Annotated in this window: 10 protein-coding genes; 7 read left to right on the top strand and 3 right to left on the bottom strand. The window is 56.3% G+C overall.

What is annotated here, in order from left to right; translation table 11 throughout:
* Window positions 1-36: 36 nt before the first annotated feature.
* The 3 genes from RO22_RS11185 to RO22_RS11175 all read right to left on the bottom strand — a co-directional run bounded on the left by RO22_RS11185 (window position 37) and on the right by RO22_RS11175 (window position 2971).
* On the bottom strand, window positions 37-1260 hold the full coding sequence (locus RO22_RS11185) for an ABC transporter substrate-binding protein (RefSeq protein WP_009286462.1): 1224 nt from the start codon (window positions 1258-1260) through the stop codon (window positions 37-39).
* 164 nt (window positions 1261-1424) lie between these two features.
* Window positions 1425-2168: an ABC transporter ATP-binding protein gene (locus RO22_RS11180; protein ID WP_027959156.1), complete on the bottom strand. Its 744-nt coding sequence runs from the start codon at window positions 2166-2168 to the stop codon at window positions 1425-1427.
* Complete coding sequence (locus RO22_RS11175; RefSeq protein ID WP_022523811.1) at window positions 2165-2971, bottom strand: ABC transporter ATP-binding protein; 807 nt, start codon at window positions 2969-2971, stop codon at window positions 2165-2167. Before RO22_RS11175 ends, RO22_RS11180 begins: the two co-directional genes overlap by 4 nt.
* Window positions 2972-3297: 326 nt before the next feature.
* Between RO22_RS11175 and RO22_RS11170 the strand changes: the two genes are divergently transcribed.
* The 7 genes from RO22_RS11170 to RO22_RS11140 all read left to right on the top strand — a co-directional run bounded on the left by RO22_RS11170 (window position 3298) and on the right by RO22_RS11140 (window position 12278).
* Window positions 3298-3765, top strand: coding sequence for a MerR family transcriptional regulator (locus RO22_RS11170; RefSeq protein ID WP_022523812.1), 468 nt, complete (start codon window positions 3298-3300; stop codon window positions 3763-3765).
* Window positions 3766-3859: 94 nt separating this feature from the next.
* Window positions 3860-5029, top strand: a complete 1170-nt coding sequence (locus tag RO22_RS11165) for an isovaleryl-CoA dehydrogenase (protein ID WP_041158353.1) — start codon at window positions 3860-3862, stop codon at window positions 5027-5029.
* Between the two features lie 22 nt (window positions 5030-5051).
* The gene (locus RO22_RS11160) at window positions 5052-6659 is read left to right on the top strand and encodes a carboxyl transferase domain-containing protein (protein ID WP_035578659.1); all 1608 of its coding nucleotides are present in this window, start codon (window positions 5052-5054) and stop codon (window positions 6657-6659) included.
* Window positions 6660-6671: 12 nt separating this feature from the next.
* Window positions 6672-7496 (top strand): enoyl-CoA hydratase/isomerase family protein, encoded by an 825-nt coding sequence (locus RO22_RS11155; protein ID WP_041158352.1) that lies wholly within the window; start codon window positions 6672-6674, stop codon window positions 7494-7496.
* The gene (locus RO22_RS11150) at window positions 7493-9574 is read left to right on the top strand and encodes an acetyl/propionyl/methylcrotonyl-CoA carboxylase subunit alpha (protein ID WP_052475602.1); all 2082 of its coding nucleotides are present in this window, start codon (window positions 7493-7495) and stop codon (window positions 9572-9574) included. The genes RO22_RS11155 and RO22_RS11150 overlap by 4 nt, the downstream gene beginning before the upstream one ends.
* 9 nt (window positions 9575-9583) lie before the next feature.
* Window positions 9584-10489, top strand: coding sequence for a hydroxymethylglutaryl-CoA lyase (locus RO22_RS11145; RefSeq protein WP_041158351.1), 906 nt, complete (start codon window positions 9584-9586; stop codon window positions 10487-10489).
* 85 nt (window positions 10490-10574) lie between these two features.
* Window positions 10575-12278: an AMP-binding protein gene (locus tag RO22_RS11140; RefSeq protein ID WP_041158350.1), complete on the top strand. Its 1704-nt coding sequence runs from the start codon at window positions 10575-10577 to the stop codon at window positions 12276-12278.

Here is a 12278-nt window from a genome sequence, read left to right as displayed (position 1 = left end):
TTGCGATGGCTATCTGGCTCAAGCTCAGCCGGGAAATTAGTTTTGCACCAATTTGCACTGGCTTTCAGATAGCGGGCGGTAGGCTTCTTCGGCGGGAATGGTGCTGAGGATTTCGTAAAGATCCCACTCACCGGTGGACTCATCCGGCGTTTTAACCTGGGCCAGGTACATGTCGTGGATCATGCGGCCATCTTCACGGATGCTGCCGTTACGGGCAAAGAAGTCCTCAATAGGCATCTCGGCCATTTGCGCACGTACGGTTTCAGGGTCGTCGGTGCCCGCGGCTTCAACGGCTTTCAGGTAGTGCATGGTGCTGGAGTAGATACCCGCTTGTACCATGGTCGGCATGCGGCCTACTTCATCGAAATAGCGCTGTGCCCATTCCCGGGACTGCTCATCCATATCCCAGTACCAGCCGGTAGTTAGCAGCAGGTTCTGAGTGGCTTCCAGGCCAAGGGCGTGAACGTCATTCAAGAAAATCAACAGGCCTGCTAGCTGCTGCCCAGATTGAGTCAAGCCAAACTGGCTGGCCGTCGTGATCGCGTTAACGGTATCGGCACCGGCGTTGGCCAAGCCAATAATTTTCGCGCCGGAGCCCTGAGCCTGAAGAATGTACGAAGAGAAGTCGTTAGTCGGGAAGGGATGACGAACGCCGCCCACAATTTCACCGCCGCTCTCTTCCACTACTTTGGTGACGTCAGCTTCAAGCGCATGACCGAAGGCGTAGTCTGCGGTCAGCATAAACCAGCTGTCGCCGCCCTGCTCTACAACTGCTTTAGCGGTACCGTTAGCCAGCGGATAGGTGTCGTAGACCCAGTGAATATGATTAGGGGTGCAGTGTTCGTTGGTAATGCTAGAAGCCGCCGAGCCGGACACGATACCCAGGCCATTGTTCTCTTCCAACACTTTGGTCACCGCAATGGACACAGAAGACGCTACTAAACCGCCCACCATATCGACGTTATCCTGATCGATCCAACCACGCACGGTATTCGCACCGACGTCAGCGCTGTTGCGATCATCTGCACTGGAAATAACGATGGACGCGCCATTGACGCTGCCGCCAAAATCGGCCACCGCCATCTCCATGGCAGTTAAGCCGCCGGGGCCTGCGAGGTCGCGATAAGTGCCGGACATATCGGCCAGGTAACCAATGCGGACTTCACCATCACTCATATCAGCCTGGGCGGTAGACACGGCGAGGCTTGAAGCGGCCGCAACGGCGATGCTGGCGGCCAGCGTTTTTTTCATAAAGGTCATATTCGTCTCCTGGCCCGGAGGCCTTTGTTGTTGTGTTGTTTTTGAGCTGTTGTGTAGTCTTTGAGCTGTCGTGAAAGTGCGTACTGCAAATTACTGATTAATATTATTGTTTTGTGAGCAGCGAAACTGTTGGCGGAATGAACATTTAAGTGTCTAGCCGTGTGTTATACCCCTAGCATTGAGTTGAGATGTTCCCGACGCGATGGCAGCTGCGCGGCGCTGATTTCTTCGACAATCTGACCGTGATCCATCACGAAGTGGCGATCCGCAAGCGGCGCCGCAAAGCGAAAGTTCTGCTCCACAAGCACAATGGTCATACCGCGCTCTTTCAACTGAACCAGCACTTCGGCAAGTTTCTGCACAATGACGGGGGCAAGCCCTTCGGTAATTTCATCGAGCAGCAGCATGCGCGCACCCGTGCGCAAGATACGCGCCATGGCTAACATCTGCTGCTCACCACCGGAAAGCCGCGTCCCCTGGCTTCTACGCCGTTCATAAAGGTTCGGAAACATGGCGTAGATTTCGTCCAGGCTCATACCGCCGGAACGCACAGTGGGTGGAAGCAATAGGTTCTCGTGCACATCCAAGCTTGCAAAAATACCGCGCTCTTCCGGGCAGTAACCCACCCCGAGACGCGGGATATGGTGCGGCTTCATATGCAGCGTTTCATTACCGTTAATCACAATAGAGCCCGTTCTGCGCCCCACCATGTTCATGATCGATTTCAATGTGGTACTACGCCCGGCGCCGTTGCGGCCCAGCAGCGTCACCAGCTCGCCACGCTTCACATCAAAATTGACGCCATGCAGGATGTGCGACTCGCCATAAAAGGCGTGTAGATCCTGCACCCGCAGCATTTCCAGGCTTTGCGTGTTTTCAACCGGCGCTTCGGCCTCAGCGATATTCATACGGCAGCTCCCTCTTTTTCAGAACCATCCTCTTCCGCGGCATCGCTGCCCATATAGGCTTCGCGTACCAATGGATTCCGAGAGACAGCGTCGTAATCGCCCTCAGCCAAAACAGCGCCTCGCGCCAACACGGTGATGCGATCACATAGGCGGCTAACAACGCTCAGGTTGTGCTCCACCATTAATACGGTGCGCCCCTGGGAGACACGCTTAATCAGCGCCACGATGCGGTCAACGTCTTCTGCGCCCATGCCTTGGGTAGGTTCATCAAGCAGCATCATGGTGGGGTCGAGCGCAAGCGTAGTGGCCAGCTCAAGTGCTCGTTTACGACCGTAGGGCATTTCTACCGTTAGCGTATCGGCATATTCCCGCAGACCCACTTCTTCCAGTAGTTCAAGCGCGCGCTCATTAAGGTGATCCAGGGATTTCTCAGATTTCCAGAAATGAAACGAGGTGCCCAGTTTTCGCTGTAGCGCTACCCGCACATTCTCCAGCGCGGTCATATGGGCGAATACCGCAGAAATCTGAAACGAACGCACCAACCCTAACTGGGCTATTTCGTTGGATTTTTTACTGGTGATTGAGTTGCCGCGATACAAAATATCGCCGCGGGTAGGCGGCAGAAATTTGGTCAATAAGTTAAATACGGTGGTTTTACCCGCACCATTGGGGCCAATCAGTGCGTGAATATGCCCTTCCTGTACCTGGAGATTGACATCGTCCACGGCGGTGAAGCCGCGAAACTCTTTGGTCAGCCCTCGGGTTTCGAGGACAGGTCCCTGAAGGACATCGTTTGCACTCATAGAGTGGCAAGCCTCTTATTGTTGTTGTGCTAATTCTTTACAGGCATGGCAAAAGCGGCTGCTACTGCCTTACCTGAACGTAAGGTGTATGTGCAAACTAGCAACTGTCGCTATAGCAATACAATTACAACTTTGGTCTATCGACGACATTCTCCTGAATTAATAACTGCCTTCAAAACATAAATATCAACAACTTACCTGATTTCAACGCTTTTCAACTGCTAGCAACAATTGCTTTACGTTAACGTAAACTTGTTTTAGCCTCAGTGGCAGTGTTCCATAGGAGTCATATATTGGGAACAACGCCTTATTGAGAGAACGTCACCATGAGCAAAACTTACTCGATCAGTGAACTAGCCAACGAGTTTGATTTAACCACCCGTAGCATTCGCTTCTATGAAGATCAGGAACTGCTCCACCCTACGCGCCGCGGGCAAACCAGGGTTTACAGCAGCAAAGACCGTGTACGGCTGAAGCTCACCATTCGTGGCAAGCGACTGGGTTTTTCATTGGCAGAGATTCGCGAACTGTTCGAGCTTTGGGACGAAACCCGCAGCGGCAGCAAAAAGCAGCTGCACCTAATGCTAAGCAAAATAGGCGAGCGCCGTGCGGCGCTGGATCAACAAATGAAAGACATCACCATGGTTCAGCTAGAGCTTGAAAGCGCTGAAATCCGCTGCCGCCAAGCGCTCGAAGAACTACTCGAGAAAGAGCCGCAAGAAACACAAAACGAAGAAGAGCACGCGAGTTCGGCCGATAAAGCCTCAGCCCCCTCTTCCGCCACTATGCACTGACGCGTCCGCCAACTCGATTAGCCGACACAGCTACGCCAGCCCAGATGGCTAATTACAGATAGCAAACACAAATAATCAGCACAGGTGATTGACCATGTTTTCACACTACTCAGAACTCAATTTTGGCCTCGAAGACGAACTGAACATGTTACGCGAGCAGGTCAACGCCTTTGCTGCCAGCGAGATTGCCCCCCGTGCGGCCGAAATCGACCGCAACAACGAGTTCCCTAACGACCTGTGGAAGAAGTTTGGCGATATGGGGCTATTGGGGATTACCGTCTCTGAAGAGGATGGCGGCAGCGGCATGGGCTATCTGGCCCACTGCATCGCCATGGAAGAGATCTCCCGGGCCAGCGCATCGGTAGCGCTCTCTTACGGCGCCCACTCCAACTTGTGCGTTAACCAGATCAAGATCAACGCCTCCCCCGAACAGAAAGCCAAGTACCTCCCCAAACTGATCAGCGGCGACCACGTGGGCGCTTTGGCCATGTCGGAACCCGGCGCAGGCTCGGATGTTGTGTCGATGCAGCTGCGTGCCAAGCAGAATGGCGATCACTACATCCTTAACGGCAATAAAATGTGGATCACCAACGGCCCCGATGCCGATGTGCTGGTGGTGTACGCCAAAACAGATCCAGACGCCGGTTCCAAAGGCATCACCGCGTTTATTATCGAAAAAGGCATGCCCGGTTTCTCCACCGCCCAAAAGCTCGACAAGCTGGGCATGCGCGGTTCCAACACCTGTGAACTGGTATTCCAGGATTGCGCCGTTCCCGCTGAAAACATTCTCGGTGAAGAAGGCAAAGGCGTACGCGTACTGATGAGCGGGTTGGACTATGAGCGTACCGTACTGGCCGCTGGCCCGATCGGCATTATGCAGGCCGCCATGGATGTGGTGATGCCCTATATCCACGAGCGTAAACAGTTCAACCAGTCGATTGGTGAGTTCCAACTGGTGCAGGGCAAAGTGGCGGATATGTACACCACCCTGAACGCCTGCCGCGCCTATTTATACGCTGTAGCCGGTGCCTGCGACCGTGGCCAAACGTCCCGCAAAGACGCTGCCGGGGTGATTCTCTACTGCGCCGAAAAAGCCACTCAGGTCGCACTGGATTCCATTCAGCTACTCGGCGGCAACGGCTATATCAACGAATACCCCACCGGGCGCCTGCTACGAGACGCCAAGCTGTATGAGATCGGCGCGGGCACCAGCGAGATTCGGCGGATGCTAATTGGTCGCGAACTCTTCACCGAAAGTCTTTAATTAAATTCAGCAGGGTCCTGTCATGAGCTCCATTTCCACTCAGATCAACCCGCGTAGCGATGTATTTCAGGCCAACGAAGCCTCAATGCTCGGTGAAGTGAACAAACTGCGTGAACTGACCGCTGCCGTCGCCCAGGGTGGCGGTGCCAAAGCCCGCGAGCGTCACGAAAGCCGCGGCAAGCTGTTTGTACGCGACCGCATCGATCACTTGATCGATGAAGGTTCGCCATTTCTAGAGTTTTCCGCCCTTGCGGCGCACAACATATACGATAGCGAGATCCCTGCCGCTGGTGTGGTCACCGGTATTGGCCGTGTTTCCGGCGTGGAGTGCGTGATTGTCGCTAACGACGCCACGGTGAAAGGCGGCACCTACTTTCCGCTCACGGTTAAAAAGCACATCCGCGCCCAAGAGATTGCCCGCAAGCATCGCCTGCCGTGCATCTATCTGGTCGATTCCGGCGGTGCCTTCCTGCCCCGCCAGGATGAAGTCTTCCCCGACCGCGATCACTTCGGGCGCATCTTCTATAACCAGGCGACCATGTCGGCTGAAGGCATTCCGCAAATCGCCGTGGTGATGGGCTCCTGCACCGCAGGCGGCGCTTACGTACCCGCCATGGCGGATGAGTCGATTATCGTTAAAGAGCAGGGCACGATTTTCCTGGGTGGCCCGCCCTTGGTAAAAGCCGCTACCGGCGAGAGCATCAGCGCTGAAGATCTGGGCGGGGCAGATGTTCACGCCAAGGTCAGCGGTGTCGCCGATCACTACGCGGAAAACGACGCCCATGCGCTGCAGCTGGCTCGCGCCTGTGTGTCGCGGTTGAATTGGCAAAAGCGCGGCAAGCTCGCCATGCAAGCGCCCAAGCCACCCAAGCTCGACCCTGCTGAACTGTACGGCATTGTCGGCACCGACCTGAAAAAGCCCTACGACGTGCGCGAAGTGATTGGCCGCATCGTCGATGACTCCGACTTTGACGAGTTCAAACGCTACTACGGTGAAACCCTGGTCACCGGCTTTGCCCATATTCACGGCTACCCGGTGGGTATTGTGGCCAATAACGGCGTGCTGTTTTCCGAAAGCGCGGTGAAAGGCGCGCACTTTATCGAGCTCTGCGCTCAGCGCAAGATTCCGCTGATCTTCCTGCAGAACATCACCGGCTTTATGGTCGGCTCCAAGTACGAGCACGAGGGCATTGCCAAGCACGGCGCCAAACTGGTGACTGCCGTAGCCTGCGCCAAGGTACCCAAATACACCGTCCTGATTGGCGGCAGCTTCGGCGCCGGTAACTACGGTATGTGTGGCCGCGCTTATGACCCCAACCTGCTGTTTATGTGGCCCAACGCGCGCATTTCAGTGATGGGCGGCGAGCAGGCGGCAGGCGTGCTGGCCCAGGTTAAGCGCGAGCAGCATGAGCGCGAAGGCCGCGAGTGGAGTAAAGCGGACGAAGAAGCCTTTAAGCAGCCCACCCGCGACCAGTACGAGCATCAGGGCCACCCCTACTACGCCAGCGCCCGCTTATGGGACGACGGCGTGATTGATCCGCTGCAAACCCGCGATGTGTTAGGGCTTTCTTTAGCTGCCGCGATGAACGCAGAAATTGAAGAGACACGCTTCGGCGTGTTCCGGATGTAAGGGGGTCTTACCATGGCTTACTCAACGCTGACTATAGAAGAGGGTGTGGCGCGCCTGACCTTAAACCGCCCCGAGGTGCATAACGCTTTTGACGACAGCCTGATCGCTGAGCTAAACGCGCACCTTGACCAGTTACATACGTTGGCTGAAGCAGGCGATGTGCGCGCGGTAGTGCTGGGTTCAGAAGGCAAAAGCTTCTCGGCGGGTGCTGATCTGAACTGGATGAAGCGCATGGTCGATTACGACCTGGAAGATAACGTCGCCGATTCCCGCAAGCTCGCCGCGCTCATGCACGGCCTGGATACGCTGCCCTGCCCTACCGTCTGCCGTGTGCAAGGCGCCGCCTTTGGCGGCGCGGTGGGTTTGGCCGCTTGCTGCGATGTGGTGATCGCCTCGGGTAAAGCCAAATTCTGCCTTTCGGAAGTCAAAATAGGCCTATCGCCCGCAGTCATCAGCCCTTACGTGCAGCGGGCTCTGGGCGAGCGACAGATGCGCCGCTATGCGTTAACCGCAGAAGTCATGGACGCCGAAATAGCGCTCGCGCTGGGTTTAGTCCATCTGGTGGTGGAGCACGATAAGCTAGACGATGAAGTGGACGCCATGCTGGCCACCCTGTTAGCCGGCTCGCCCCAGGCCCAGCGCGCCACCAAGGCACTGATGGCCTCGGTCGCTCAAGCGCCTGACAGTGACGCCACCCGCGAGCATACCTGCCAGGTGATCGCCAAACTGCGGGTAAGCCACGAGGGCCAAGAGGGCTTATCCAGTTTCTTTGAAAAGCGCCGCCCCGCCTGGGCCGATTCTAATAACACACCCCACGCTTCGGAGCGTCGCTCATGAGTCATTCACCCCCTATTGAAAAAAACGAAAGAGCCGGAAAAGCCGCTCGCACGACGCCTTTTGACACCTTGCTGGTGGCCAACCGCGGCGAAATCGCCTGCCGCGTAATGCGCACTGCCCGCCGTATGGGCCTGAAAACCGTGGCGGTTTACTCTGATGCCGATGCCAGCGCACGCCACGTACGTGAAGCCGATGAGGCTGTGCGTTTAGGCCCCGCCGCTGCCCGGGAGAGCTATCTCAATATCGATGCGGTGATCGAAGCTGCCAAACGCACCGGCACTGGTGCTATTCACCCCGGCTATGGCTTTCTTTCTGAAAACGGCAGCTTCGTCAAAGCCCTTGAAGAAGCAGGCATTACCTTTGTCGGCCCGCCGGCTTCAGCCATTGCCGCCATGGGCGATAAATCCGCTGCTAAAGCGCGCATGGCCAATGCGGGCGTGCCGCTAGTGCCGGGCTATCATGGTGACGATCAGGACGACGCTCTGCTGCGCAGTGAAGCCGACAACATTGGCTATCCGGTGATGCTCAAAGCCAGCGCCGGCGGCGGTGGTAAAGGCATGCGCGTAGTTGAATCTGGCGATAGTTTTCAAGCTGCATTAGATGGCTGCCGCCGTGAATCCAAAGCTGCTTTTGGTGATGACCGGATGCTGATCGAGAAGTATCTGGTGCAGCCCCGCCATGTGGAAGTGCAGGTATTTTGCGACCGCCACGGCAACGGCGTTTACCTGTTCGAGCGGGACTGTAGCGTTCAGCGGCGCCACCAAAAAGTCATTGAAGAGGCCCCCGCCCCCGGCATGACGTCGGAGCTGCGCAGCGCTATGGGCGATGCTGCCGTACGCGCCGCCCAGGAGATCGGCTACGTGGGCGCGGGAACCGTCGAGTTTCTTTTAGACATTGATGGTTCGTTCTACTTTATGGAGATGAACACTCGCCTCCAAGTCGAACACCCCGTCACTGAGATGATCACCGGCCAGGATTTGGTCGAGTGGCAGCTGCGCGTCGCCATGGGCGAGCCGCTGCCTTGCACCCAGAACGAACTAACGATCACCGGCCATAGCTTTGAAGCGCGTATCTACGCCGAAGACCCGGATCAGGATTTCCTGCCCGCTACCGGCCTGCTCAACCGTTTCGCGCTGGATTTAGACGGCGCAGGCCTGAGCGCTGACCAAGTACGCCTGGACAGCGGTGTAGAGAGTGGCGATACGGTGTCGATGCACTACGACCCCATGCTCGCCAAGCTGATTGTTCACGGCCCCGACCGCGATGCGGCGCTGGCCACGCTTAACCGCGCACTAGCAGCGCTGGATGTTCAAGGGGTTGTCACTAATCGCGCCTTCTTAATGCGCCTGGCGACTCATCCCGGTTTTAAGAACGTGGAGCTGGATACCCGCTTTATAGAACGCAATGAAGCGACGCTGTTTGCTCCCCGCACTTATAGCATGAACGCCTACGCCAGCGCGGCGCTGATTGGCCTGAATCAACTGGCTCAGGAGTGCGAAAGCGACTCGCCCTGGGATCGCCACGACGGCTTCCGCCTGAACGCGCCGCACACCATTCGCATTGCGCTGTGCGACCCGGCAAGTGCGCAAGCGCCCGATAGCGATGAAGCGGTAGTGATCGTTGAAGGTAAACGCAGCCCTGGCGAGTCACTGTGGAATCTCACTATTGGTGATGAAACCCTTACCGCGAGTTTGCAGCCGCTCACCGGCGATGCGGTAGCGGTTACCTTGAATGGCCACCGCCGTCGCCTGCAGGCGCGACGCGACGGTCATGTAGTGGTGATGGCCAATCCAAGCGGTGAAACCCGCCTGTTCTGGCGGCGCATCGATGCCATTGATCACGGTCACCACGAGGCAGAATCCACGCTGACCGCACCCATGAACGGCACGGTCGTTGCATTGCTGGTAGAGCCCGGCGTTAATGTTGAAAAAGGCATGCCGCTAATGGTGATGGAAGCCATGAAAATGGAGCACACCATGACCGCCCCCGCCGATGGCAGCGTGGAGACGTTCCACTTCCAGGCCGGCGACACCGTCAGTCAAGGCGCCATACTGCTCGACTTTGCGGCCAACGAATAGGAGTCACTGATGCCATTGCCTACCTCTGTAAAGCTGTTTGAAATGTCACCCCGTGACGGCCTGCAAAATGAGCCGGGGGCCATTGTGCCCACCGGGACTAAGATTGCTCTGATTGAGCGGCTTGCTAAAGCAGGTATCACGCATATCGAAGCCGCCAGCTTTGTATCACCCAAATGGGTGCCACAAATGGGCGATGCCGTTGAGGTCATGGCCGGCATCAAACGCCAGCCAGGCGTGGTGTACTCCGCGCTGACGCCCAACCTAAAAGGGCTCGAAAACGCGCTAACTGTGGGCATTGAGGAAGTCGCGGTATTTGGTGCGGCGTCTGAGGCTTTTTCGCAAAAGAACATTAACTGCTCTATTGCCGAGTCACTGACCCGTTTTGAACCAGTGCTCGATCGTGCTCGGGATGCGGGCGTACGTGTGCGCGGCTACGTCTCCTGCGTATTGGGCTGCCCCTACGAAGGCGAGATTGACCCCGCCAAAGTGGCTGAAGTGGCCAAGGCGCTTTATGAGATGGGCTGCTACGAGGTGTCCCTGGGCGACACCATTGGCGTCGGCACGCCGCTGGCTGCTAAACGCATGATTGAGACGACGCGCCAACAGGTGCCCATTGAGTTTCTGGCCGCTCACTTCCACGACACCTACGGCATGGCGCTGGCCAATCTTTATGCCGTCCTAGAAGAAGGCGTTAGCGTTATTGATGCCGCTACCGCGGGACTTGGCGGTTGCCCCTATGCCAAGGGTGCTTCCGGCAACGTAGCCACTGAAGACGTGCTCTATCTGCTGGAAGGGCTAGGGATTGAAACGGGCATCGACCTACAGGCCGTGATTGAGACCGGCTACTGGATCACCAACGAGTTAGGCCGCAAGCCCAGCTCCAAGGTGGCCCTGGCAAAAGGCTCTAGCAGTTAAATGAGACGTGAATAATAAAAATTAAAAGCAGCGAGTTATCCCCTGCCTTCCCGTTCGGACAAGAAAAATATCGGAGAGATACACCATGGCATCACCTGCTCTTACCCAACCCAGCTACTCCAGCAGCATGGCTGACAAGCCGCTTCTTGGCATGACGATCGGCGATAAATTTGACCAAATCGCGACGCAGTATGCTGAAAATGACGCGCTGATCGTACTGCATCAGAACATTCACTGGAGCTATCGCCAGCTCCAGGAAGAGGTCAACCGCTGTGCCCGTGCGCTGCTCTCCATCGGCGTCAATAAAGGCGACCGTGTGGCCATTTGGGCACCCAACTGCAGCGAATGGACGTTGACTCAGTTCGCTACTGCCAAAATCGGTGCCATTCTGGTCAACATTAACCCCTCTTACCGCACCCATGAATTGGAGTACGCGCTAAACCAATCCGGCGCGCGCTTCTTGGTCACCGCTAACAACTTCAAGAGCTCTGACTACAGCGCCATGCTGTATGAGCTTGCACCCGAATTAAAAGCCAGTAACGATGGCGAGCTGAAGTCGCAAAAGCTGCCCGACCTTGAGTGCATTATTAATTTAAGCAGCGAAAAGCTCAGCGGCATGTGGCGCTGGTCTGACCTGATGAAAGAAGCCAATAAGGTTAGCCAAACTGATGTTGACGACCTCCAGGCGACGCTGCAGTTTGATGATGCGATCAATATCCAGTACACCTCCGGCACCACAGGCTTTCCTAAAGGCGCGACGCTTTCCCACCACAACATTCTCAATAACGGCTTCTTCGTGGCAGAGAGCATGGGCTTTACCAGTGAAGACCGCCTGGTGATTCCGGTGCCGCTTTACCACTGCTTTGGCATGGTGATGGGCAACCTGGGCTGTATGACCCACGGCGCCACCATGATTTACCCGGATGAGGGCTTCGATCCCGGCAAAGTACTTAAAGCGGTTCACGAGCAGAAAGCCACCGCGCTCTACGGCGTGCCCACCATGTTTATCGCCGAGCTTGAACACGAGGGTTTTGCTAGCACTGACTTCTCCACACTGCGCACCGGGATTATGGCGGGCTCGATCTGCCCTGCGGAAATCATGAAGCAGGTGATCAACAAGATGAACATGAAAGGCGTACAGATCGCCTACGGCATGACGGAAACCAGCCCGGTCTCCACTCAAACGGGGGCCAACGACAGCATTGAGAAACGCGTTTCCACCGTGGGCCGTACCCAGCCTCACTCAGAGAACAAAATTGTCGACCCTGGCAACGGAGGCATTCTGCCTCGGGGCGAAATCGGCGAGCTATGTACCCGCGGCTACAGCATAATGCTGAAGTACTGGAACAACGATAAAGCCACCGCCGAGGCCATCGACGAAGCGGGCTGGATGCACACAGGTGATCTGGCCACCATGGATGAAGAGGGTTACATCCAGATCGTCGGCCGCATCAAAGATATGGTCATTCGCGGCGGCGAGAACGTCTATCCCAAAGAGATCGAAGAATTTCTCTACGCCCACCCGGCGATCTCAGAAGTACAGGTCACCGGCGTGCCCGACAAGAAGTATGGTGAAGAGCTGATTGCCTGGGTGAAACTCAACAGCACCGCGGGTGACGTCACCGGTGAAGAGCTACGCGAGTACTGCAAAGGCAAGATCACCCACTTCAAAATTCCGCGCTACTTTAAGTTCGTTGACGAGTTCCCGATGACCGTCACCGGCAAGATTCAGAAATTTAAAATGCGTGAAATTTCCATTCAAGAGTTGGGCTTGGATCAAGAATCGTAA

It is taken from the genome of Halomonas sp. KHS3 (genome assembly GCF_000830495.1).
Taxonomy (GTDB): Bacteria; Pseudomonadota; Gammaproteobacteria; order Pseudomonadales; family Halomonadaceae; genus Vreelandella; species Vreelandella titanicae.
This window is presented reverse-complemented; position numbering and strand designations above follow the sequence as displayed.

Coding starts and splice junctions, on each gene's coding strand:
- RO22_RS11155 (WP_041158352.1), top strand. CDS start 6,672: ATGGCTTACTCAACGCTGACTATAGAAGAGGGTGTGGCGCGCCTGACC.
- RO22_RS11140 (WP_041158350.1), top strand. CDS start 10,575: ATGGCATCACCTGCTCTTACCCAACCCAGCTACTCCAGCAGCATGGCT.
- RO22_RS11150 (WP_052475602.1), top strand. CDS start 7,493: ATGAGTCATTCACCCCCTATTGAAAAAAACGAAAGAGCCGGAAAAGCC.
- RO22_RS11170 (WP_022523812.1), top strand. CDS start 3,298: ATGAGCAAAACTTACTCGATCAGTGAACTAGCCAACGAGTTTGATTTA.
- RO22_RS11180 (WP_027959156.1), bottom strand. CDS start 2,168: ATGAATATCGCTGAGGCCGAAGCGCCGGTTGAAAACACGCAAAGCCTG.
- RO22_RS11165 (WP_041158353.1), top strand. CDS start 3,860: ATGTTTTCACACTACTCAGAACTCAATTTTGGCCTCGAAGACGAACTG.
- RO22_RS11185 (WP_009286462.1), bottom strand. CDS start 1,260: ATGACCTTTATGAAAAAAACGCTGGCCGCCAGCATCGCCGTTGCGGCC.
- RO22_RS11145 (WP_041158351.1), top strand. CDS start 9,584: ATGCCATTGCCTACCTCTGTAAAGCTGTTTGAAATGTCACCCCGTGAC.
- RO22_RS11175 (WP_022523811.1), bottom strand. CDS start 2,971: ATGAGTGCAAACGATGTCCTTCAGGGACCTGTCCTCGAAACCCGAGGG.
- RO22_RS11160 (WP_035578659.1), top strand. CDS start 5,052: ATGAGCTCCATTTCCACTCAGATCAACCCGCGTAGCGATGTATTTCAG.